General features: G+C 37.6%; 23 protein-coding genes. 18 read left to right on the top strand and 5 right to left on the bottom strand.

Going from position 1 to position 22,035, the window contains the following annotated elements; all coding sequences use genetic code 11:
- Nucleotides 1–9: 9 nt before the first annotated feature.
- Nucleotides 10–762 carry an ABC transporter ATP-binding protein gene (locus CRO54_RS15480; protein WP_097132972.1) on the bottom strand — a complete coding sequence of 251 codons (753 nt, stop codon included), beginning with the start codon at nucleotides 760–762 and terminating at the stop codon, nucleotides 10–12.
- The gene (locus tag CRO54_RS15485) at nucleotides 759–1,493 is read right to left on the bottom strand and encodes an MlaE family ABC transporter permease (RefSeq protein ID WP_097132973.1); all 735 of its coding nucleotides are present in this window, start codon (nucleotides 1,491–1,493) and stop codon (nucleotides 759–761) included. Before CRO54_RS15485 ends, CRO54_RS15480 begins: the two co-directional genes overlap by 4 nt.
- Nucleotides 1,494–1,629: 136 nt before the next feature.
- On the opposite strand from CRO54_RS15485, the gene CRO54_RS15490 reads away from it, so the two are divergent.
- From CRO54_RS15490 to ispG, 5 genes are all read left to right on the top strand, one after another.
- Nucleotides 1,630–2,319, top strand: coding sequence for an SDR family oxidoreductase (locus CRO54_RS15490; RefSeq protein WP_097132974.1), 690 nt, complete (start codon nucleotides 1,630–1,632; stop codon nucleotides 2,317–2,319).
- A 14-nt stretch (nucleotides 2,320–2,333) separates the two neighbouring features.
- Nucleotides 2,334–3,002 (top strand): PspC domain-containing protein, encoded by a 669-nt coding sequence (locus tag CRO54_RS15495; protein WP_097132975.1) that lies wholly within the window; start codon nucleotides 2,334–2,336, stop codon nucleotides 3,000–3,002.
- Between the two features lie 47 nt (nucleotides 3,003–3,049).
- Nucleotides 3,050–4,021: a LiaF transmembrane domain-containing protein gene (locus CRO54_RS15500; RefSeq protein ID WP_097132976.1), complete on the top strand. Its 972-nt coding sequence runs from the start codon at nucleotides 3,050–3,052 to the stop codon at nucleotides 4,019–4,021.
- 148 nt (nucleotides 4,022–4,169) lie between these two features.
- Nucleotides 4,170–4,769, top strand: coding sequence for an RDD family protein (locus CRO54_RS15505; protein WP_240775127.1), 600 nt, complete (start codon nucleotides 4,170–4,172; stop codon nucleotides 4,767–4,769).
- A gap of 90 nt (nucleotides 4,770–4,859) precedes the next feature.
- The gene (gene ispG / locus CRO54_RS15510; RefSeq protein ID WP_097132977.1) at nucleotides 4,860–6,836 is read left to right on the top strand and encodes a (E)-4-hydroxy-3-methylbut-2-enyl-diphosphate synthase; all 1,977 of its coding nucleotides are present in this window, start codon (nucleotides 4,860–4,862) and stop codon (nucleotides 6,834–6,836) included.
- 74 nt (nucleotides 6,837–6,910) lie between these two features.
- Here ispG and CRO54_RS15515 read toward each other — a convergent pair whose 3' ends face one another.
- Both CRO54_RS15515 and CRO54_RS15520 read right to left on the bottom strand, forming a co-directional pair.
- Nucleotides 6,911–7,333 carry a secondary thiamine-phosphate synthase enzyme YjbQ gene (locus tag CRO54_RS15515; RefSeq protein WP_097132978.1) on the bottom strand — a complete coding sequence of 141 codons (423 nt, stop codon included), beginning with the start codon at nucleotides 7,331–7,333 and terminating at the stop codon, nucleotides 6,911–6,913.
- A gap of 4 nt (nucleotides 7,334–7,337) precedes the next feature.
- Complete coding sequence (locus tag CRO54_RS15520) at nucleotides 7,338–8,171, bottom strand: alpha/beta hydrolase family protein (protein WP_097133114.1); 834 nt, start codon at nucleotides 8,169–8,171, stop codon at nucleotides 7,338–7,340.
- Between the two features lie 205 nt (nucleotides 8,172–8,376).
- Here CRO54_RS15520 and hemA point away from each other — a divergent pair, with 205 nt between their 5' ends.
- From hemA to CRO54_RS15585, 13 genes are all read left to right on the top strand, one after another.
- Nucleotides 8,377–9,603, top strand: a complete 1,227-nt coding sequence (gene hemA, locus CRO54_RS15525; protein WP_097132979.1) for a glutamyl-tRNA reductase — start codon at nucleotides 8,377–8,379, stop codon at nucleotides 9,601–9,603.
- 124 nt (nucleotides 9,604–9,727) lie between these two features.
- The gene (gene hemC / locus CRO54_RS15530; RefSeq protein ID WP_171047926.1) at nucleotides 9,728–11,308 is read left to right on the top strand and encodes a hydroxymethylbilane synthase; all 1,581 of its coding nucleotides are present in this window, start codon (nucleotides 9,728–9,730) and stop codon (nucleotides 11,306–11,308) included.
- Nucleotides 11,309–11,329: 21 nt separating this feature from the next.
- Nucleotides 11,330–11,941: a hypothetical protein gene (locus CRO54_RS15535; protein ID WP_097132981.1), complete on the top strand. Its 612-nt coding sequence runs from the start codon at nucleotides 11,330–11,332 to the stop codon at nucleotides 11,939–11,941.
- Between the two features lie 262 nt (nucleotides 11,942–12,203).
- Nucleotides 12,204–13,172 (top strand): porphobilinogen synthase, encoded by a 969-nt coding sequence (gene hemB / locus CRO54_RS15540; protein WP_097132982.1) that lies wholly within the window; start codon nucleotides 12,204–12,206, stop codon nucleotides 13,170–13,172.
- A 99-nt stretch (nucleotides 13,173–13,271) separates the two neighbouring features.
- A complete protein-coding gene (gene hemL, locus CRO54_RS15545) occupies nucleotides 13,272–14,570 on the top strand; it encodes a glutamate-1-semialdehyde 2,1-aminomutase (protein WP_097132983.1) in 1,299 nt (432 codons plus the stop codon).
- A 378-nt stretch (nucleotides 14,571–14,948) separates the two neighbouring features.
- Nucleotides 14,949–15,815, top strand: coding sequence for a sensor histidine kinase (locus tag CRO54_RS15550; protein WP_097132984.1), 867 nt, complete (start codon nucleotides 14,949–14,951; stop codon nucleotides 15,813–15,815).
- A 2-nt stretch (nucleotides 15,816–15,817) separates the two neighbouring features.
- On the top strand, nucleotides 15,818–16,522 hold the full coding sequence (locus CRO54_RS15555; RefSeq protein ID WP_097132985.1) for a response regulator transcription factor: 705 nt from the start codon (nucleotides 15,818–15,820) through the stop codon (nucleotides 16,520–16,522).
- Nucleotides 16,522–17,043, top strand: a complete 522-nt coding sequence (locus tag CRO54_RS15560; protein WP_097132986.1) for a hypothetical protein — start codon at nucleotides 16,522–16,524, stop codon at nucleotides 17,041–17,043. Before CRO54_RS15555 ends, CRO54_RS15560 begins: the two co-directional genes overlap by 1 nt.
- 5 nt (nucleotides 17,044–17,048) lie before the next feature.
- Nucleotides 17,049–18,074: a uroporphyrinogen decarboxylase gene (gene hemE, locus CRO54_RS15565; RefSeq protein WP_097132987.1), complete on the top strand. Its 1,026-nt coding sequence runs from the start codon at nucleotides 17,049–17,051 to the stop codon at nucleotides 18,072–18,074.
- Between the two features lie 75 nt (nucleotides 18,075–18,149).
- Nucleotides 18,150–18,383 (top strand): hypothetical protein, encoded by a 234-nt coding sequence (locus CRO54_RS15570; protein WP_097132988.1) that lies wholly within the window; start codon nucleotides 18,150–18,152, stop codon nucleotides 18,381–18,383.
- Complete coding sequence (locus tag CRO54_RS15575) at nucleotides 18,383–19,132, top strand: ATPase (RefSeq protein WP_097132989.1); 750 nt, start codon at nucleotides 18,383–18,385, stop codon at nucleotides 19,130–19,132. Before CRO54_RS15570 ends, CRO54_RS15575 begins: the two co-directional genes overlap by 1 nt.
- Nucleotides 19,132–19,680, top strand: coding sequence for a protoporphyrinogen oxidase HemJ (gene hemJ / locus CRO54_RS15580; RefSeq protein ID WP_097132990.1), 549 nt, complete (start codon nucleotides 19,132–19,134; stop codon nucleotides 19,678–19,680). The genes CRO54_RS15575 and hemJ overlap by 1 nt, the downstream gene beginning before the upstream one ends.
- Nucleotides 19,681–19,785: 105 nt before the next feature.
- Nucleotides 19,786–20,919, top strand: coding sequence for a hypothetical protein (locus tag CRO54_RS15585; RefSeq protein WP_097132991.1), 1,134 nt, complete (start codon nucleotides 19,786–19,788; stop codon nucleotides 20,917–20,919).
- Between the two features lies 1 nt (nucleotide 20,920).
- Here the strand turns inward: CRO54_RS15585 and CRO54_RS15590 are convergent, their stop codons facing one another.
- The gene (locus CRO54_RS15590; protein WP_097132992.1) at nucleotides 20,921–22,000 is read right to left on the bottom strand and encodes an Ldh family oxidoreductase; all 1,080 of its coding nucleotides are present in this window, start codon (nucleotides 21,998–22,000) and stop codon (nucleotides 20,921–20,923) included.
- Nucleotides 22,001–22,035 lie beyond the last annotated feature (35 nt).

The raw sequence follows: 22,035 nt of genomic DNA on the forward strand, positions 1-22,035 counted from the left end.
GTAAGAATTTTAAAACTTATCTTTCGCAGCCTTCATGAAACGGCTGGCAAAAACGAAATCGTTTAACTCTTGTATATCCGTTTTTGCAATCTCTTTATTAGAACCTTCCCAGAATTTTTTTCCTTCGTGTAAGAACATGATGTAATCGCCAATGCCCATTACCGAGTTCATATCGTGGGTTACCACCACTGTAGTCGTGTTATATTCTTCGGTAATTTCCTTAATTAGCTCATCAATAACGATAGACGTTTTTGGGTCCAAACCAGAGTTGGGTTCATCGCAGAATAGATATTTTGGATTCATTGCGATAGCACGGGCAATACCCACACGTTTTTTCATCCCACCAGAAAGCTCTGCAGGAAATAATTTGTTCTTGCCATCCAGATTTACCCTGTCTAAACAGAAATTAACGCGATCTAGTTTCTCACTTCTAGATTGGTCGGTAAACATATTTAAAGGAAACATAATATTTTCCTCTACAGTCATCGAATCGAATAACGCAGAACCTTGAAAAAGCATTCCAATTTCTTTTCTGATTTCGATACGCTCTTCGGTATTTAATTGCGTAAAATCTCTCCCATCGTATGCTACACTTCCCTTTTCAGGATGATGTAGACCAATCATACATTTTAAAAGCGTAGTTTTTCCAGAACCTGATCCACCAATAATTAAGTTAGTAATGCCGGGATTGAATTTACCAGAAATGCCTTTTAAAACGTCGTTATCTCCGAACGATTTGTGTATATCCTTGATCTCGATCATAACATTAATTGGGTTACAATGTAATCGCAAGCTAAAATGCTGATACAGCTTACTACTACCGCTCTGGTACTTGCTTGTGCTACTTCTAAAGCACCGCCTTTAACGTAGAAACCTTCGTAAGCCGGCACAGAGGTAATGATGAAACCAAAAACAAATGCCTTAACTAAAGCTACTGCAATGGTGAAAGGATTAAAATCGGTAGTGATACCTTGGATATATTCTGCAGGAGAAACAGCACCAGATAAGGTACCACCTAAATATCCGCCAGTAATACTTAATACCATAGAAATGATAACCAAAATTGGTACCATAGTAATACCTGCAATAATTTTCGGTAGAATTAAGTAGCCAGGTGCGTTGATACCCATGATTTCTAAAGCATCAATTTGTTCTGTTACTCTCATGGTACCAATTTCCGAAGAAATGGCCGAGCCAATTTTACCTGCCAATACGATGGCACTGATTGTTGGACTAAGCTCTAAAATGGAAGAGTCGCGGTTTACAGAACCGATAATAGTTTTAGGTATGAAATCGCTAACTAATTGAAAAGCAATTTGTAAAGTCATTACCGCTCCAATAAAAGTAGAAATGATGCTGATTAATCCGAGTGAGCCTACGCCAATGAAATCCATTTGTTGAAAAATGGCTTTGATGTAAATTTTCCATTTTTCGGGCCTTTTAAAAGCAGCTTTTAAAAGTAATATGTATCGGCCAAAATTGGTAAAGTTCATTTAATAAACAATTTGTTTAAGTTAACTCAATAATATACAAAGAAACAACAAAAATGTTCTGACAGGTTCTATTTATTGAAAAAATATTCGTGATTGAAATATTATTGCCTTTTTTGCATTCACAAAATTGATTGACATGAAAGCGGTTATTACAGGGGTTACCAAAGGAATAGGCAAAGCAACAGCAGTAGCATTGGCAAAAAGTGGTTATGATATTATCGGTTGTGCCAGAAATGAAGCTGAGTTGGCAAGTTTCGAATCAGAAATCAGCAGCTATGGCGTAAATGTAATGGCCATAAAGGCAGATTGTAGTAAAAAAGAAGAAGTTTTAACCTTCATAAAAAAAGCAATATCCTTCGCTACCGAAATCAATGTTTTGGTGAACAATGTGGGTGTATTTTATCCGGGTAGTTTGTTAGACGAAGAGGATGATGTTTTCGAAACACAGCAGCAAATTAATATAAATGCTACTTATTACATCGCTAAAAGGATTGGTAAATTAATGCGCACACAGGGTTTTGGGCATATTTTCAATGTCTGCTCTGTAGCAAGTAAAGCTCCTGTAGAAAATGCTGGAAGTTACAGTGTAACAAAAGCAGCGATGCTAAGTCTTAATTATGTATTGCGAAGGGAATTGACACCATACCACGTAAAGGTTACGGCAATTATTCCAGGTTCTACATTTACTGCTTCTTGGGAAGGAACAACGCTAGAGCAGACAAAATTTGTACAACCAGAAGATATAGCCAAATCTATTACAACCATACTTAGTTTAAGTGATGGCGCTAATGTGGATGAAGTAACCATTACCCCTTCCAATTTTTAAAAAAGGAGTACAAAATGGAAAAGAAATTATATAGAAACGAACACGATAAAACAGTAGCAGGAGTTGCATCTGGCTTAGCCGATTACATGCAAATTGATGTGACTATTGTGAGGTTATTGTTTGTGTTGGCTACCATCTTTTTAGCAGGTAGCGGTGTAATAGCCTATATTATTTTATGGATTGTGGCACCAGTAAACAACGACCCATCGGTGAAATACCAGAAGTTTAAAAACTACTATCAACAGTTTCCTCAAGGTGGTTCTGTGTTTAACTCGCCGGAAGCTGTGAGCGAAACAGCACAACAAACGCAACAAACCAAGTGGAATACGCAAAACACAGATAGTTTTACAAAGTTTAATGCGCCGCCAGTAAAAAATAATGATACAGGCAAGACCGTAGTGGGTTTGATATTATTGGTACTAGGTGTTTATTTCTTGCTAAGACAATTGGATTTAGTTCCTTATTGGTTCAATATCTTTAAAATATACAAATTATGGCCCTTAGCTATAGTAGCCTTGGGGGTGAGCCTGATTTTCAAAAATCGACGTAAGAGCGAGTGGGAGAACTTTAAGAAAACTACCGAAGAAGCCCAACGTAAAGCAGAAAGTACAGAAAGTTTCACTGAACCAACAAAGGAAACGCCTCCGTCATCTGCCGACACAGACGAAGAGAGGAACAGTTAGTCCTCTTTACCATTCAACAATTAATCATTTTTTAGAATTAACCTGACATGAAATACGAAAGAATAATATGGGGAGTAGTCCTGCTTTTTGTAGGTAGCGTACTTTTACTAGAGAACTTAAATGTAATAGAATTTTACTGGAGAAATGTTTGGGGTTTTTGGCCAATATTTTTGATAATCGGCGGTGTAAACCTACTTTTAAATAGAAATGGGTCGCAAACGGGCAGCATTGTTTCGCTAGCTATTCTCATCATCACCTTAGCATTCCTTTTTGTTAAGGGACAAGAAAAACCGCAAGGAAGAGGTTGGTTAGGCTTTTGGAAAGATAAAAATATCGATGTAGACTGGGACCACAAGGATATCGAGGATGGCAAGTTAGAAGGTGTACAATTTTCTGAAGCTTATAACTCTTTAGATTCTGCAAAGAAAACCGTCTTAAATTTATCTGGTGGAGGTACTTCTTTCAGATTGAATGAAGCAACAGATAGCTTGTTTGAAGCAAGTGTAAAACATAAGCGAGGAAATTTCTCACTAACTAAAACGGCCGGCGATACCACTAATACCTTAACGTTTAAAATGAGCGATAAACGTAGAAATGGTAAAAACAATTGGTCGTTTAATTCTGGCGGTAACGAAGTTGATGTTCGAATTAACAGCAGGCCTACTTGGACCATGAATTTAAGCATGGGTGCTGGCGAAATGGATTTCGATTTGACTAAGTTTAAAATTAGAGAATTGAATTTTGACGGTGGTGCTGCGGATTTGAAAATCAAAATTGGAGATTTGTTGCCTATTGCTGACGTGAATGTAAAAACAGGCGTAGCTAATGTAGAAATCAAAGTGCCACAAGAATCAGGTTGTAGAATTAAAACCCACACGGGGCTAGCTTCTAAGGATTTCAGAGGCTTCGTGAAAAAAGACGACGGTTATTACGAAACTCCTAATTACAATACTTCTAAAAATAAAGTATTCATCAAGTTAGACGGTGGGCTAAGTAATTTCGAAGTAGACACTTACTAAGTTAAAAATGTAAAGTAAAGAGTTTAAGGCCTCAATAGTATATACTGTTGGGGCTTTTGACTTTTTCAGTTAGAACATATCTTTTACTAAGAAATACAGCCTAATTGATGTTTTTAATTTTTAATTTTGACTTTTAACTTATCAAATTTTGTATACCATAGTCGTTAAAGGCAAACCTCAAGGTCCTTATACTTTAGAAGAACTAAAGAAAATGGAAATCTTTCCAGATACTTTCGTGAGAAAGCCTGGGATGGACGACTATAAAGAAGCGCATGAAATAGCAGAACTTCGTGAGCTTTTGGGATTTATTGCACCTAGACATACGCCTCAGTATTTTGCTAGTTTCGACCAACGTTTAATGGCTTGGGCAATAGATTATTTTATCATTACGGTAATTTATGCAGTAATTACCGCCGTTGCAATCCTCTTTGTAGAAGAGAAAGAGACAATCTTAAGTATAGTGGTAGTAGCCGCGTTCCTCATTCCTTTTACCAAATTTTTATACACGGTAATTGGCGATGCTTCTAAAACGCAAGGCACCATCGGTAAAAAATTAATGGATATCAAGGTGACTGATGAATACGGTGGTAAACTAACCTTCGGAACATCATTCATTAGAAATGCTTCTAAACTCATATCTAATATTGCCTTCGGGTTTGGATATCTTTACATGTTCCTCAACAAAAAACAACAATGCTTACATGATGCAATTGCTGGAACTCTGGTGATAAAAGATAGATTGCTTTAAGATACTGAACGATCGAATTTTAATCTTTGGTCTTTGCTCCTTAGTCTTTTTTACTTTTGACTTTCAACTTTTGACTTATCTTTGTGAACGATGCAAAAAGAAGCGATTTTGTTAGACGGAGGTTATTGTAACAACTTAACCCAATATTCTAGGTTTGTGACACGTGAAGTGCAAATAGGCGATATCCCAATGGGGGCACATCATCCTATTCGTATCCAATCAATGACTACAACTGATACGATGGATACCATTGGAACGGTAGAACAAACTATTCGAATGGTAGAAAGTGGTTGCGAATATGTTCGGATTACTGCGCCAAGCATTAAAGAAGCGGACAATTTGGCGAACATCAAAAAGGAATTGCGCTTGCGTGGTTATAATGTTCCTTTAGTTGCTGATATTCACTTTACGCCAAATGCTGCAGAGGTTGCCGCTCGTTTGATAGAAAAGGTGCGTGTTAATCCAGGTAACTACGCCGATAAAAAGAAATTTGAAAACATAGATTATACTGATGTTGCTTACCAAGCAGAGCTGAATCGTATTTACGACAAGTTTTCGCCTTTAGTGAAGATTTGCAAAGAGTACGGAACGGCAATGCGTATAGGCACAAATCATGGCTCGCTATCTGACCGTATCATGAGCCGTTATGGCGATACACCACATGGAATGGTAGAATCCGCAATGGAGTTTATCCGCATGTGCGAAGATTTGAATTACTACAACTTAGTAATTTCAATGAAAGCAAGTAATACTCAGGTGATGGTACAAGCTTACCGTTTGTTGGTTCAGACGATGGTAAAGGAAGGCATGAATTATCCACTGCATTTAGGCGTTACCGAAGCTGGTGATGGCGAAGATGGACGTATCAAATCGGCAGTAGGGATTGGTACTTTGTTAGCAGATGGCTTGGGCGATACCATTAGGGTTTCCTTAACTGAAGATCCTGAATTTGAAGCACCAGTGGCTAGGGCTTTGGCGAATCGTTTTGAGAAAAAGTCAGAAAGTCCGGAAGTCAGAACGTCAGGAAGTTTCTCCCCCGTAACCCGTAACTCGCAACTCGTAACCTATAGCCCTTTCCAATACAAACGTAGAAACACTGAAGAAGTAGAAAACTTAGGTGGACACCAAGTACCACGAGTAATCATCAATCTAGAAAAAGAAAACTTAAAAGATCCTGCAATTTTAAATGCCGTTGGCTTTAATTATTCAGCTTTGCTAGATAAATACAATTTGAGCGATCAAGCTTGTGATATCGTTTATCTTGGTAATCAATTGCCATCTTTTTCATTTCCTGGAGGATTAAAACAGCTTTATAATTATCAAACTTGGTTAGGTTTGGCAGAAAAGCAAAATTGCCATCCTTTGTTTAGCATAGCTGATTTTCTAAATGCTGATGTGAAAGATGAAAAGCTGAATTTTGTTAAAATATTAGCAGAAGATTTAGACATCAACCAAATTAAAGGCTTGGATAAAGTCATTCTTATACTAGCAACCAAAGCTGAAAATGCAATGCAAACTATCCGCCATGCATTTGTGAAATTGTTAGATGCAGGTTTAAGGCTTCCAGTAATTGTTGAGCGTAATTTTGATGGATTGAATGTAGAAGATTTTCAGTTGTACAGCTCTACCGATTTAGGTGGTCTGTTTATTGATGGATTTGGCGATGGGGTTTGGATTAACGCCGAAGGTATTCCTTTGTCGGTAATCAACTCTACTTCATTTGGTATTTTACAAGCTACGCGTACGCGGATTTCAAAAACAGAATATATCTCTTGCCCAAGTTGCGGAAGAACTTTGTTCGATTTGCAGGAAACTACTCAAGCTATCAGAGCAAGGACATCTCATCTCAAAGGAATCAAGATTGGCATTATGGGCTGTATTGTAAATGGCCCAGGTGAAATGGCTGATGCAGACTATGGTTACGTTGGTGCTGGTGTAGACAGGATTACGCTTTACCGCGGACAAGAAGTGGTAAAAAAGAACGTGAAAACTGCTAACGCTATCGACGAACTTATTGGTATAATTCAAGGTGATGGTAACTGGGTTGATGTTTTAGATGAAGGATAAAAGAACAAAGAACAATGATTTGGAGCTATAAAATGTTTTAGTTGTAAAATCCTTGTTCCTTACTCTTTGTTCCATTATGCTCCCCAAGCACTAATTACTACCTTTCTACTTCCGCCATGGTTACGGTGTTCGCACAGGTAAATGCCTTGCCAAGTTCCTAAATTCAATTTTCCGTTGGTGATAGGAATTAATACCGAAGCACCCATCAGCGAAGATTTGATGTGAGCTGGCATATCATCGTCACCTTCGTAATCATGTTCATAGTCGGGGTCACCTTCTGGCACAGCTTTGTTCATCCAAGTTTCAAAATCAATTCTCACCGTTGGATCAGCATTTTCATTAATAGTTAACGAAGCCGAAGTATGTTGAATGAATACTTGTAGCATTCCGGTTTTGATGTTTCTTATTTCAGGAACGGCTTGTAGTATTTCGTCAGTTACCAGATGAAAACCACGGCTGCGGGCTCTTAAACTCGTTTGGGATTGATAAAAGTGCATTTGCTTATTCAGTTATGCTATTTAAAAACTTCAAACTTTTTTCGCAAACCTCAAATAATTGTGGCGGTAAGGTTTCTCCCGGAAAAGGATGTACAGCTCCATAAACATGATTTGCTCCTTCAATCTTCACTAATCTGCTTGCAGCATTGGCGTTAGCCAATTTTTCTGCAGTTTCGAATGGCACATTTACATCATCATCGCCCTGCACAATTAACCAAGGTATATTGATGCGTTTTGCAGCAGAAAGGATATCTAATTTTGCTTTATTATCCTCAAAATCTTCTAACAAGGTAACATTTAACGGCATTTTCTCTTTGGTGCGAGCATTAACCACTTCAATTTTACCATCTTTCTTCCAATTGCTTTCTTGTTCTTTTTTCCATAAACTACTAAAATCAGCAATAGAACTCCAAGTAATCAATCCTTTTATGTACGGGTTGTTAGCTGCTTGTAAAATACTTAACCCACCACCACGACTATGCCCAATCAAATAAACTCCAGTTACGCCAAGAAATTTAATGGCGTGGTTAATTACGATATCAATATCCAGTAATTCCTTACTAAATGTATTTGATGCAAAACTCTCTATGTCCGAAACGTCATTTGTTTTTTCTCCGGTTACGCCACTATGCGATAGATTGAACTTCAAATAGCGATACCCATTTTGCACAAAATATCTAGCTGCTAAATGGTGAGCGCCCCAATCTTTAAAACCTTTGAAACCGTGTATAAAAATGATGAGTGGCGTATTGGTATTGTTCTCATCGTAAGTTAAATCTCCGTGTATGGGTTTGCCCGAAGCACCTATTAGTGAAAATTGTTCGTTGTGTATAATCATTGTTTGCAAGCTATCAATTAAGGTTAAAACTAATGTACAACAAAATAAAGGCATTTTTTGATTTTACAGATGACAGGTTTGCGCTAATAAATTGAAGCTTATTAATTTAAAACCGTTCTAAATTAGCCTAAATTACAGCTTAATGACAGATAAGCCCAATTGCCTTGTTACTTTTGTTGCGCTAAAATAAATAGGGCTAACCATTTTGGAATATTTAAAGATTATTGCATTTACACATAAGCACATTGACCTGAAAGCATTGGGGAAATTGGTTATCTGTGAGCAAACGTTGGATGATAGGTTGCGTAATATCCAGTCGGAGCTGAATATCAAAGAGATATTTTATGTAGGCACTTGTAATAGGGTCGAGTTTATTTTCACTTCTTCTTCAGAATTAGACAAATCATTTATTTCTAGGTTTCTACAGGTATTGGATATGGGGCTTCCAGAAGAATACATGGAGAAATTTATAGCCAATGTTTCTACCTACGAGCAGGTTGAAGCTTTTAATCATTTACTCCGTACTTCTTGTTCTTTAGAGAGTTTGGTAGTAGGCGAAAAAGAAATTTTAGCACAAGTACGCAAAGCTTACGAAGCTTGTAAAGTAGCTGGTTTTACTGGCGATTACATGCGTATGATCATGAACCGTGTGGTAAAAACAGCGAAAGAAGTTTATACCCATACCAATATTTCAAGAAATCCGGTTTCGGTAGTTTCTCTGGCTTACAGAAAACTGCGTGAACTAAATATGTGTGGTAATTCTCGTCTGTTAATTATTGGCGCAGGCGAAACCAACAATAATATTGCACAATATCTAAAAAAGCACAAATACTCTAACTTTTCTGTGTTTAACAGAACTATAGAAAAAGCAGAATCTTTAGCAAAAGAGTTAAACGGAAAAGCTTTTCCATTGGATGAATTAGCTAATTACAAAGAAGGATTTGATGTCATCATTACTTGTACTGGTGCAACAGAGCCTGTAATTACTGAAGAAATTTACATCAGCTTACTTAACGGCGAAACAGGCAGAAAAGTAATTGTAGATTTGGCAGTACCAAACGATACGGCTTTAGAAGTTAGAGAGAATTTTCCAATCCACTACATTGAAGTAGAATCTTTGAAAGAGGTTGCTCGTAAAAATATCCAAGAGCGTTACGACGAATTGGTAAGTGCAGAGCATATCATCGAAGAAAATATCAAAGAATTCGATGCTGTATTGCGTCAACGTCGCATAGAACTAGCAATGAGCGAAGTGCCTAAAAAAATCAAAGAGATTAAAGATAAGGCAGTAAATACTGTATTCGCAGATGAAATTAATTCTCTTGATGATGAAGCGAAAGCTGTTTTAGAGCAGGTAATTAGCTACATGGAGAAGAAATACATCAGCGTTCCAATGTTGATGGCTAAAGATATTCTGGTTAAGCATAGCTAATAGTCCGTAATTCTAAAAGTTTTGCAGTCCGATGATAAGTTGCTTATCAAATCATCGAATTATCACATTCTCAAACCCTCACATCATCAAATTTTCTTATTTTAGCGCAAAATCTTAATATATAGTGAAGAAAGTAATTATCGGAACCCGCGGTAGTGACCTAGCCCTTTGGCAAGCCAACTACACCAAAGACAGATTGGCCAGCATTGGCATTGAGGCAGAACTTAAAATCATTAAAACGCAGGGCGATAAAATCCTTAATCTTCGTTTAGATAAACTAGAAGGAAAGGGTTTCTTTACCAAAGAATTGGAAGAAGAGTTGATGAATGGCACTATTGATATTGCTGTGCACTCTCATAAAGATTTGCCAACTACCAACCCTCCAGGATTAATTATTGCCGCTGTACCAGAAAGAGAAGATCCTGCCGAATTATTGTTGATTTTAAAAGATTGTGTAGATGTAAGTCATAAACTTTCTTTGAAAAAAGGAGCCATGGTAGGTACTTCTTCTAATCGTCGTAAGGCACAATTGTTAGCATTAAGATCTGATTTAAATATTGAAGATTTACGCGGAAACGTTCCTACACGTATTCAAAAATTGCGTGACGAAGATTATGATGCGATTGTTTTGGCAAGAGCAGGTGTAAATCGTTTAGGTTTAGATTTAAGCGAGTTTCATGTAGAAGTGATTGACCCGACAGAGATTGTGCCAGCGCCAGCACAAGGAGCATTAGCCATCCAAATTAGAGAGAGTGATACGGAGCTTTTCAAGGAGCTTCAAAAAATAAATGACCCTGCAGTTGTAGAAGCTATCGAAGTAGAGCGTAAAGTACTCAACCTTTTTGAAGGTGGTTGTCACATGCCGCTAGGTTGTTTCTGTAAAAAAGAAGACGGTGAGTTTGAAATATGGACTTCTAAAGCAGAAACTGCTGATGATTTTCCTGACCGATTATTCTTAAGAGCAACTTCAACAGAAGGCTTGGCAGAACAAATTGTGGCTAAATTTGCGACAGAAAGAAAAAAGCCTGCTAAAGTTTTCATCTCTAGAGAAATTGGCGAAAACAGTTATTTCCGTAAAGCGCTAGCAAAACAAAATATAGAAATTGATGGTCGTTCGTTGATTCGCACTTTTCCAATTGTAAATGTATTGGATGATTTCTTCCTTAAAAATGCTGACTGGATTTTCTTCAGCAGCAGAAATGGCGTAGAATATTTCTTCAAATTGAACGCTGTATTGCCTAAGAAAGTAAAATTTGGTGTGGTTGGAAGAGGTTCTGAAGATTCGCTCCGTAAGTTCGGTCATTTGGCAGATTTTGTTGGTGAAGGTGGAGAAATTGAAGAAGTGGCAGAAGATTTTGCCAAAGCAGCAGATGGACAAACTGTAGTTTTCCCTCGTGCACAAGACTCGCTGTTAACGATGCAGAAATTCTTAACTCCAGAAACTAAAGTAATCGACTTACCAATCTATGAAACCGTAATGGAAGAAAATGTAGATGGTACTTCTGCTGATGTGTTGGTTTTTACCAGTCCGAGCAATGTAGATGCTTATTTTGTAGATAACTTGTTAGAACCAGAGCAAAAAGTAATCGCTATCGGTAATTCTACAGGTAAAAAATTCGATGAAATGGGCGTGAAATATACTTTACCATATTCACCAGATGAAATTGGTTTGGCAGAAGCTGTTTTCGGTATCGAATTAAGGTAAGGCGTGTTACATAGAAACGGAATGAGAATAAAAAAGGCGATACTTTTCGTTTTAGCATTGGTAGCAAATTTTGCGTTTGCGCAAGACGTTGTTAAAATGACCAGTAATTATGGTAGCGAAAACAGCGAAATTCAAGACTTGTTAGATTTTGAGAATATCTATATGGAGAGGCTCAATTTCAAAAGCGAGAAACTTAAAGGCAAGTTTTATGTGATTGGCATTGAAGAGTTTAAAAGTGGTAAGCTGGTAAACACCGCTGTGCTGTTTAATGGCACTGAAACAGATTATTTCAAAATAGGAACAGATGAAGAATCGCTTAAATTTTTCTTTAAACTGAGCAACGGGCAACTGAAAACCTACATTAGGGGTAAGAAGTTTGGAAGTAAAAAATCGTACTTTAAGTTAACTGGCGATGCTGATAAATACGCTTTAAAAGATTTTTTTGGTAGTAAGCAAGAGTTGAGTTTAGTATTGGATCAGAAAAATGCAGTATTTGCGCTTATCACGCCTACTATTCATGCAGATGGCTCTGGCTCGTATTGCGAAGTTGCGCAGTCTGATATTATGCCAGAAAAGCTGGGCGAACATTTTAAAATACCTCATTATTTTTTAGTGACAATTACTTTTAAATAATAGTTCTGCTGAAATATTTTAATAAAATTTAGGATTTGTTTCATTTTGATATGGGTAGATGGATAAATCCTGTAAATTGTTAACCCAACGTAAAGACTTTACAAATGACAGAAACATCAGAAAATAGTGTTTCTGTCTTTGCATTTTTGTACACCGTTAAATCATCATTGCGAGAGCTTGCTCCGAATTTATCGGAGAGAAACGACGAAGCAATCTCTAAATGAGATTTTTTATTTTGACTTTTAACTTTTGAATTAGAAACATGTTGCACAGACCACGTAGGCTAAGAAAGAATCCCATTGTAAGGGAAATGGTTGCCGAAACGAAATTATCTAAGGATATGTTTGTTTATCCCTATTTCGTGGTGCCAGGAAAAAATGTTGTTCATCCTATTGATGCCATGCCTGGGGTAAGCCATTTTTCTACAGATACTTTATTGAAAGACATAGAAAAAGGATTGAGTTTAGGTGTTAATAAAATCATGCTGTTTGGTGTAGGTGATGAGAAAAGTGCGGATGCAAAATCGGCTTATGACACTAATTCATTAGTGCCAGTGGCGGTTAGAGAACTGAAAAAGCAGTTCGGTGATGATTTGTATATCGTTACCGATGTTTGTGTTTGTTCTTACACTAATCACGGACACTGTGGTATCATGCACAACGATTATATTCAAAACGATTTAAGTGTAGAGTTGATCGCGAAAATGGCTTTAAATCATTCAGAGGCAGGTGCAGATATGTTAGCGCCTTCAGACATGATGGACGGTAGGGTAGCGGCAATTCGTGAAAAGTTAGATGGGAATGGTTTTGAGAACGTAGCGGTAATGAGCCATGCCACTAAATTTGCTTCTGCTTATTATGGTCCGTTCAGAGAAGCTGCAGATTGCGCACCAAGTAAGGGTGATAGAAAAGCTTATCAAATGGATTTCCGTAATCCGAACGAAGCAGTAAGAGAAGCTTTGTTGGACGAAGCAGAAGGTGCTGACGTACTAATGGTGAAACCAGGTTTGGCTTACTTAGATGTAATTGCAAAACTGAAACAAAATACCAAATTGCCTATTGCCGTTTACAATGTATCGGGAGAATACTCGATGATTAAAGCAGCAGCAGAAAAAGGCTGGATAGACGAACAAAAAGTAGTAATGGAAACGATGTATGCCTTTGCCAGAGCAGGAGCTAGTATCATCACCACTTACCACATTAGAGATATTGTAGAGAATAAATGGATTTAATTTAAGCTGAAAGCTTAAAGCAAAAAGACCAAAGTGGGCTAGTTCTCGCATAGGTTTCCAGCTTTTAGCTTTAGTCTTTCAGCTTTTAGCTAATAACAAATGCAAGACATATCAAGAGCCAAATCGGCAGAACTATACGAGAAATCGAAAACTTATTTTCCTGGTGGAGTTAACTCTCCCGTACGAGCTTTTAAATCGGTTTATGGCACACCATTGTTTATTCAAAAAGGTGATGGACCCTATATTTGGGATGCGGATGGTAATCAATTCATTGATTTTTGTGCGAGTTGGGGACCTTTAATTTTAGGACATAACAATGCTAAGATCAGAGAGAAAGTAACTGAGGTTATGCAAGACGGAATGAGCTTTGGTGCACCAACAGCTTTAGAGAATGAGTTGGCAGAGCTGATCATCAAGAACAATCGTTTTGTAGAGAAAATTCGTTTCACCAGTTCTGGAACTGAGGCGGTAATGTCGGCTATTCGTTTGGCTAGAGGTTACACGGGTAGAAATAAAATCATCAAGTTCGAAGGTTGTTACCACGGCCATAGCGATTCACTTCTAGTGAAAGCAGGTTCTGGCTTGGTAACTTTCGGAAAAACTTCTTCGGCGGGTGTGCCAAAAGCATTTGCTGATGAAACTATCGTGATTGCTTTAAACGATAAACAAGCCATTACCGAAGCTTTTGCTCAGTTTAAAGATGATGTTGCTGCGGTAATTATTGAAGGTATTCCAGCTAATAATGGCTTATTAATTCAAGATAAGGATTACGTAGAATTTTTAAGTGAGACTTGTACGGCTAATGGTGCTTTATTAATTTTTGATGAAGTAATTACTGGCTTTAGGGTAGGTTTAGAAGGTGCTGCGGCTCATTATGGCATCAAGCCTGATATCGTTACCTACGGAAAAATTATTGGTGGTGGTTTGCCAGTGGGAATGTATGGCGCTTCTAATGAGATTATGGCGCACATTTCTCCTGATGGCGGCGTTTACCAAGCGGGTACCTTGTCTGGTAACCCAGTGGCAATGGCAGCTGGAATTGCAACGTTGACTATTTTAAGCAGCGAAGGTTTTTACGAGGAATTAAATGTTAAAGCACAGGTTTTTGTGAATGATTTGAAAGCTCATATTGCTGTTAAAGGTTACGAGTTGAAGATCTTTACTGTAGGTTCGATCTTTTGGTTCGCGTTTACAACTAAAGACATTAAAACTGCCGAAGCTATTGATCCTGCAAGTATGGATAAATTCAAGATCATGCACCGTGAGTTGTTGAACAGAGGTATTTATTTTGGTCCATCTGGTTATGAGGTCGGTTTTGTAAGTGCGGCGCATACAGATGTAGAATTGGATAAAGCAAAGCAAGCGATATTTGAAGCTTTGGAAGTTGTGTACCCCTAAATCCCCTAAAGGGACTTTGGAAGTACTTGCTTAACAAGTTCGTCATTGCGAGGTACGAAGCAATCTCAAAGCGTTAGTTCTGTTTAGTACCGAAACCTTACAGGTTTTAAAAACCTGCAAGGTTTGACAAGAAGATAAAAGCTTCGCAAAGTTCGCAGTGACGATAATTTTATAATTCTCGTCCCTTTTAGGGGAGAGATGTCCAAAGGACAGAGAGGGGTTGTTCACCAAACCCGATTGAAGCGGATACGAAGCGAGAGCGTTAGCATAGCGAAGTAAAGCGAAAAGCGGGACTGAAATAACCGAAGCATTACAGGAAACTGCTTTTCAAAAAATAATAATTAAATTTAAAGGTCTCGTACACACGGGATAGGCGATATGAAAAAATCCATTATCATATTTTACGTTTTACTGTTCTACGCCTTAGGGCAGCTGATTAGCTGGGGTGCATTGGTGGTGAAAATTGATGCGAGCCGTATGCCAATGATCATGGGCGAAGGTGCAGTTTTCTTGTTTCTTTTGGGCATTGGGGCGTACTTTATCCATGCTTCTATTAAAAAGGAAGGTCGTTTAAAAGAGAACCAACAGAACTTTTTAATGTCGATTACTCACGAGTTAAAGTCACCTTTAGCGGCGATAAAACTTTCTTTACAGACGATTGTACGTAGAGAATTGGACAAGGAACAAAGAACAACTTTAATAAGAAATTCGCTGAAAGACGTGGAACGTTTGGATGATTTGGTGGAAAATATGTTGTTGGCTACTAAAATCGAAAGTAGAACTTACTCTTTTCCTAAAGAGAAATTTAATTTTTCAGAATTAGTTACCCGAATTTCAGACAGGTTGCAGGTTCATTCTTGTGGTTGCGAGCAAATCATTTCTACAAAAATTGAAGATAATATTGAGGTTGAAGGCGACCAATTTGCACTATCTTCGGTAGTGACTAACTTGGTAGAAAATGCAGTGAAATACTCGGGGCCGTGTGCCGAAATTACAGTTGAACTGTGCCAAAATGACGGAAAGCCTAAATTAGTGGTTTCGGACAAAGGATTGGGCATTCCTGATGCAGAAAAGATGCATATTTTTGATAAATTTTACCGTGTGGGCGATGAAAATGTGCGTAAAAGTAAAGGTACTGGACTTGGCTTATTTATTGTTAAGGAAGTATTACAAAACCACGACGCCGATATTAGCGTTAAAGATAACGTACCTCACGGTGCAATTTTTGAAGTAACATTTAATTAGATATGTCACAAAAATTAAGAGTATTATTGGTTGAAGACGAAGATCATTTGTTAGATGCCATCAAATTAAACCTTGAATTAGAAGGTTATAAAGTTCACGCCGTTAAAGACGGAAAAACAGCACTAAAAGTATTTAAGGAAGAACGTTTCAACTTAGTGATTTTAGATGTAATGTTACCAGAAATGGATGGTTTCCAAGTGTGTGAAACTATTCGTTTAGAGAATACAGAAGTGCCTATTTTGTTCTTAACCGCTAAAAATACTAGCGAAGACAGAGTAATGGGATTGAAAAAAGGAGCTGATGATTATTTGGTGAAACCTTTCAACCTTGAAGAGCTGATTTTACGTGTTGGTATTTTAGTGAAACGCAGTCTGAAATCTGATGATTTGAAAGAATTGAATTCTTACAAAATTGGTGAGAAAACGATTTATTTCAACTCTTTTGAGCTAAAACAAGATGATGGCGTGATTGTTCCTTTGACTAAAAAGGAAACTATGTTGTTGAAATTGTTGATTGAGCGTAAAAACGAAGCTGTTTCGCGTGAGCAAATCTTAGAAACTGTTTGGAATTACGACGTTTATCCATCTACGAGAACAATTGATAACTTTATTCTTACTTTCCGTAAGTATTTTGAACCAGACCAAAAAAATCCAGTTTATTTCCACTCAATTAGAGGAGTAGGTTATAAATTTACGGACATCCATTAATGTATAATAAGTTAGGTAGATATGTGCTGATGGCGATTTTCGTCTTTTCAGCATTGGTAAGTATTTATAACTATCAGTATCAGCTGGCCGCAATTTCGGGCCTGCTTTTCTGCTTTATACTATGGAGTCATTTTAAGCATAGTTCTGTGCTATTGGCTTCAAAGCATTTCAAGAATTCAGATTACGACAAGGCAGAGAAGTTTTTGAACGAAGTTGATAATCCCGACAGATTGGCGAAAGGCAGACGTGGGTTTTATGAGTTCATGAGAGCTAACATCGCACTAAAACGAAATGAACATGATGCGGCAGAGCATCATTTCCAAATTGCTAGTCGTTTCCCTTTGGGAGGAAAAAATGATAAGGCCTACGTATTAATTCATTTGGCTAACTTAGCGCTTCGAAAAAAAGATGGCGCTAGAGCATTGGCTTATGTAGAAAAAGCTAAGGAATTGGCCACATCATCGAGAGCATTAGAAATTATAACAAACATAGAGAAAGAGGCCAAGAAACTGGCAAATTAAGAAACATGGACAATAATTTATTTTTAGACGCAGCATTTTCAAAACAAACAGAAAGACCACCGGTATGGATGATGAGACAAGCCGGTCGTTTTATGCCACAATACTGGGAAATCAAAAACAAGTACTCTTTTTTAGAAATGTGCAAAACCCCAGAAATTGCTGCTGATGTAACCATGTTGCCGGTAGATTTGTTAGGTATTGATGCGGCGATTTTGTTCTCTGATATATTGGTAACTGGTGAAGCAATGGGTGGAGATTTAAGCTTTACTCAAGGTGTTGGTCCTAAATTCGCTAATCCGGTACGTAATGAAGCTGATATTGACGCTTTAGCTACGGATTGCTTAGATAAATTACAATACGTTGCTGATGCGATTAAAGTAATACAACAACGCTTAAATGGCAGCATTCCGTTAATTGGTTTTGCTGGGGCACCGTTTACCGTAATGAGCTATTTGGTAGAAGGTGGTTCTTCGAAAGACTTCAAATTAACCAAGCTTTTGATTCACAACCGTCCAGAATTAGCACACAAATTATTAGCTAAAATAGCGAAGGTAACTACCGATTATTTGAACCTACAGATTGAAGCTGGCGTGAATGCTTTGCAGTTGTTTGATAGTTGGGCTTTGGCTTTATCTTGGAACGATTATCAAGAGTTCTCTCATCAGTATAACCAACAAATTATCGCTGGTTTAAACAGGACAAACATTCCTGTAATTTCTTTCTGTAAAGGAAGTTCTGTTTTTGCGCCAATTATGGTAGAAGCAAAGCCAGATGTAGTTTCTATTGATTGGAATGCAGACTTGTTGAATATCAAGAAATCATTACCAGAGGGAATTGCAGTGCAAGGAAACTTAGATCCTCATATTTTATACGCAGATCAACCGGTAATCAAAGCTCAAATTCATAAATTATTTGAGCGCATGCGTGGCGAAAATGGATTTATTTTCAACTTAGGTCATGGTATCATGCCAGATATTCCTTTCGATAATGTAAAATATGCTATCGAAGTAGTTAAAGAGTTTAGATATTAAACCCCTAAATCTCCTAAAGTCCACTTTGGATGGAGATAGAATTTGAGTATATTTGGTTATTAACAGCTAGAACAGATGACAGTTAAATCACTAAAGGACGAGGATAAGTTGCCGTTAACGGAAATCGTGAAATTGGTTCATAAGAAAATGGACGATATCCTTCGAGTAGTTGACGCTTTGAATTTGGGTAGAACTGAAGTGAAGTCTGATGGCGTTTATCGTACCTTCAATAATGGTAATATGGTAAGAGTGGCTGTTGGTGATTTTAGAAGGAAACGTATTTCGAGCAAGAAAATTAAACTTTTCTAATGCCTTCTAGCCCAAAACTGAGAATTTTTGCTGGTCCTAACGGATCAGGGAAAACAACTTTGTTTGAATCTATCAAATCGGTTTATTTCTCTACACAATTGTTCATCAATGCAGATTTACTCGAAGAACAATTTAAAAAGACAAAATTTATCAATTTTTCAGAGTTTAATTTAGAAGTGAATGTCCAAGAGTTTGATGATTTTTGTTCGTCAAGCGGTCTTTATCTTAAAGCTGGTTTTAATACTCAAACTTGGGGGTTGTTTGTTAGAGAAAATGTATTAGTTGGACACTACGAAGACACACATACCGTTTATAATTCCTATCATTTTGCTATCCTTGCTGATTTTATAAGAACAGCACTAATTGAGAATAAACAATCATATTCTTTTGAGACAGTTTTCTCTCATCCTTCAAAATTAGATCTTATTGATTTTGCGCATCGCAATGGATATAAGGTTTATTTGTATTTTATTGGTACAGAGACACCAAAAATGAATTTGGAAAGGGTGAAGGATAGAGTGGTAAAAGGAGGTCACTTTGTGGACGACGCTAAAATTGAGCAGCGATATTTCTTGACAATGGATTTACTGTTAGCTATGATAAAAAAAGTTAATGAAACTTATCTTTGGGATAATTCAGGACAGAGACATCAATTTGTAGGAACCATAAAGAGCGGTACAGCAGAATTTAAGAATTTAACGGTTCCCGCTTGGATTGATACCTATATTCTGAAAAAGATAAATAATTAATGGAAGCATATTACAGATATATTTTAGCAGTACACATTATTTTTGTGGTAAGTTGGATGGCGGGTTTATTTTACGGCGTACGCTTATTTATTTATCATACAGAAGCAAATAGTAAGGCCGAGCCAGAAAAGAGCATTCTACAGAAGGAGTATGCTAAAATCACCGCTAGGTTATGGAGTATCATTACTACGCCAGCCATGGTGCTTACTGTTGTAGCTGGTGCTTTGATGATTTATATCGTTCCTGGATGGCTGTACCAACCTTGGATGCACGTAAAACTAGGTTTTGTGATTGCTTTATTGGCTTATCATTTTATTTGTCAGCGAGTGATGAAGCAATTGCGTAAAGGGAACTTTAGTTGGTCTTCTAACCAATTGCGATTGTGGAATGAAGTAGCGACGATTTTACTGGTTGCTATCGTATTTACGGTAATCCTTAAAAGTGCAATTGATTGGGTATATGGCCTCATTGGGTTAGTTATTTTCTCTGCCGTAATTATGATTGCCGTGAAACTGTATAAAAAATATAGAGAGAAAAAAGGTGAATAGCCTTTAAAAGATTGCCACGTCGTTCCTCCTCGCAATGACGATTAGCAGTAACAATGATTGCGAGGCACAGTTCATCCCGACTGTTTCGGGTAAGCAATCTTTTCAATGAAAAAATATATACTTCTGCTATTAGTTCTGGTATCGATTAATTCAGTAAATGCACAGCTAAATAATAATTACCTGTACAATCGTATTCGTCCCACAGATAGTTTAACTAATGAAGTACACCTTAACTTCTATAATTTTAACTACGTTAGAAATTACGAATACTCAAATAACTTTCATGATGGTTATACGCTTTATGGTACGCAGTTTGAACCTCAATTGGTTTACTATGCGCATCCTAATCTAGCTATTACTGCCGGTGCATATTTGAGGAAGGACTTTGGAAATGAGCGAGGTTTGTATGATGCCAAACCATTATTCAATGTTAAGTATAGCAAAAATGATTTGACTTTAGTTTTTGGAAGCCTAGAAGGAAATATCCAACACAACTATATTGAGCCTTTGTATAACTTCGAACGTAAAATTACTACGCCAATTGAATATGGTACACAGCTATTAATTGACAGAGAAAAATTCAGTTTAGATGCTTGGATAGCTTGGCAAAAGATGATTTATGCTGGTGATGCTGCTAAGGAGGAAATAGTTGGTGGTTTTACTAGCGATATAGCGTTGATTAAGAAGGAGGGGTGGAAATTAACTATTCCTGCGCAAATGTTGGTTTATCATCAAGGAGGACAAATTGATGCTTTGAGGGAAGTTTCATTATCAACTTTATTTAACGGAGCAATTGGTTTTACTTTGAGTAAAAACGTTGGTTACAATGTAAAACAGATTTATACTAACAACTATGTGGCCGCCTATAAAGATTTTTCTCCTACTAAAATAAGAGCTTACCAAGGAGGTTTTGGGTTGTGGCTAAATGCAGGTATAGATACCCGTTGGGGTAATTTGGCAGCATCTTATTGGAAAGGAAACCAGTTCATTACTATTAAAGGAATGCCGTTGTATCAATCTGTTTCTGAGAAGCTAAATAGTGTTGGTTACATTGAGAATAAGAGGAACATCTTGATGCTAAGGTATCAATATCAAAAGGAACTATTGCCAAATCTGTATTTGGATGTACGTTTTGAACCTCACTTCGATTTAAACAATGCTGAAAAAAACCTACAGTTCAACCATTCGTTTTTCTTGACTTATAAAGAAAGTTTTAAACTGTTTAAGGTAAAGAAATAGGCTAGAGTAGTTCTATACCAATTTTTTCAGCCAAGCTATTCAAATCATTAACCACGACATCAATTAATGGGATGCCAGCAGTTTTACGTTCGTTTTCAAATTGATATTCAGGTTCACCAGGAATGATAACTTTCTTGCTTTTATCAACGGTTTTAGCGCTTTTGAAGCGTTCTATCCAATTATCTAAATGGTCTTTAAAGTCTTGAGCAGGGCGGAAGCCATCGACACGCATTGCACCTAAGAAGTGTCCAATTCCTTCGCCTACTGGATTTGGGTCTGGTTCTAAGAAAGCCACAAATGGCGGCACCCAAGGTCCGTAGTTTGCACCCGAAAGTACTGCCGAAAGAATATCTACCGTAGCTCCCAAACCATAACCTTTATGACTGCCGTGGTCTTTATCACTACCTAATGGAAGTAGGGAACCGCCGGCTTTTAATTCATTCGGATTGATAGAAATCTTTCCGTCTTTATCTTGTACCCAGCCATCTGGAATTTCAGCATTTGCCCTTTGTGCAATTTCTAGTTTTCCGTTAGCGGCAGCGGCAGTGGCCATATCAACCACCACGGCTGGATATTTACCTGCCGGAAATGCATAACACATCGGGTTGGTACCTAACAAACGTTCGTTGGCGTAAGTAGGCGCAACCAGTGGACTGGCATTGGTCATGCTGATGCCAATCATATCTTTTTCTACAGCCATTAAAGCGTGATACCCAGCAATACCAAAGTGGTTTGAATTTTTGACAGACACCCAACCACTGCCATATTTTTCTGCTTTTTCAATAGCGATTTTCATAGCAAACGGTGCAACCACTAAACCTAAGCCAGCGTCACCATCTACCGTAGCTGTAGTCGGCGTTTCATGTACTACACGGATATTCGGTGTCGCATTAATTCTTTTTTTCTCCCAAAGGCGATAATAGCCGCTCAATCTAGCCACGCCATGAGAGTCTATTCCACGTAAATCAGAACGCACCAAAACATCGGTAGCTAATGTAGCGTGCTCATCAGAACAGCCCATCTTTTTAAAAACACTGTAGGTAAAGCTTCTTAGTTTTTCTTCGGAGAAAGTGATAAACATTTTATTAGTGGTTAGTGGTCAGGTATTAGGTGTCA

Source organism: Pedobacter xixiisoli (genome assembly GCF_900215335.1).
GTDB classification, from domain to species: Bacteria; Bacteroidota; Bacteroidia; order Sphingobacteriales; family Sphingobacteriaceae; genus Pedobacter; species Pedobacter xixiisoli.

What these genes read in the sequence shown, in the direction of transcription:
- CRO54_RS15480 (WP_097132972.1), bottom strand. Translation starts at nt 762, where the DNA reads ATGATCGAGATCAAGGATATACACAAATCGTTCGGAGATAACGACGTT.
- CRO54_RS15485 (WP_097132973.1), bottom strand. Translation starts at nt 1,493, where the DNA reads ATGAACTTTACCAATTTTGGCCGATACATATTACTTTTAAAAGCTGCT.
- CRO54_RS15490 (WP_097132974.1), top strand. Translation starts at nt 1,630, where the DNA reads ATGAAAGCGGTTATTACAGGGGTTACCAAAGGAATAGGCAAAGCAACA.
- CRO54_RS15495 (WP_097132975.1), top strand. Translation starts at nt 2,334, where the DNA reads ATGGAAAAGAAATTATATAGAAACGAACACGATAAAACAGTAGCAGGA.
- CRO54_RS15500 (WP_097132976.1), top strand. Translation starts at nt 3,050, where the DNA reads ATGAAATACGAAAGAATAATATGGGGAGTAGTCCTGCTTTTTGTAGGT.
- ispG (WP_097132977.1), top strand. Translation starts at nt 4,860, where the DNA reads ATGCAAAAAGAAGCGATTTTGTTAGACGGAGGTTATTGTAACAACTTA.
- CRO54_RS15515 (WP_097132978.1), bottom strand. Translation starts at nt 7,333, where the DNA reads ATGCACTTTTATCAATCCCAAACGAGTTTAAGAGCCCGCAGCCGTGGT.
- CRO54_RS15520 (WP_097133114.1), bottom strand. Translation starts at nt 8,171, where the DNA reads ATGATTATACACAACGAACAATTTTCACTAATAGGTGCTTCGGGCAAA.
- CRO54_RS15535 (WP_097132981.1), top strand. Translation starts at nt 11,330, where the DNA reads ATGAGAATAAAAAAGGCGATACTTTTCGTTTTAGCATTGGTAGCAAAT.
- hemB (WP_097132982.1), top strand. Translation starts at nt 12,204, where the DNA reads ATGTTGCACAGACCACGTAGGCTAAGAAAGAATCCCATTGTAAGGGAA.
- hemL (WP_097132983.1), top strand. Translation starts at nt 13,272, where the DNA reads ATGCAAGACATATCAAGAGCCAAATCGGCAGAACTATACGAGAAATCG.
- CRO54_RS15550 (WP_097132984.1), top strand. Translation starts at nt 14,949, where the DNA reads ATGAAAAAATCCATTATCATATTTTACGTTTTACTGTTCTACGCCTTA.
- CRO54_RS15555 (WP_097132985.1), top strand. Translation starts at nt 15,818, where the DNA reads ATGTCACAAAAATTAAGAGTATTATTGGTTGAAGACGAAGATCATTTG.
- CRO54_RS15560 (WP_097132986.1), top strand. Translation starts at nt 16,522, where the DNA reads ATGTATAATAAGTTAGGTAGATATGTGCTGATGGCGATTTTCGTCTTT.
- hemE (WP_097132987.1), top strand. Translation starts at nt 17,049, where the DNA reads ATGGACAATAATTTATTTTTAGACGCAGCATTTTCAAAACAAACAGAA.
- CRO54_RS15570 (WP_097132988.1), top strand. Translation starts at nt 18,150, where the DNA reads ATGACAGTTAAATCACTAAAGGACGAGGATAAGTTGCCGTTAACGGAA.
- CRO54_RS15575 (WP_097132989.1), top strand. Translation starts at nt 18,383, where the DNA reads ATGCCTTCTAGCCCAAAACTGAGAATTTTTGCTGGTCCTAACGGATCA.
- hemJ (WP_097132990.1), top strand. Translation starts at nt 19,132, where the DNA reads ATGGAAGCATATTACAGATATATTTTAGCAGTACACATTATTTTTGTG.
- CRO54_RS15585 (WP_097132991.1), top strand. Translation starts at nt 19,786, where the DNA reads ATGAAAAAATATATACTTCTGCTATTAGTTCTGGTATCGATTAATTCA.
- CRO54_RS15590 (WP_097132992.1), bottom strand. Translation starts at nt 22,000, where the DNA reads ATGTTTATCACTTTCTCCGAAGAAAAACTAAGAAGCTTTACCTACAGT.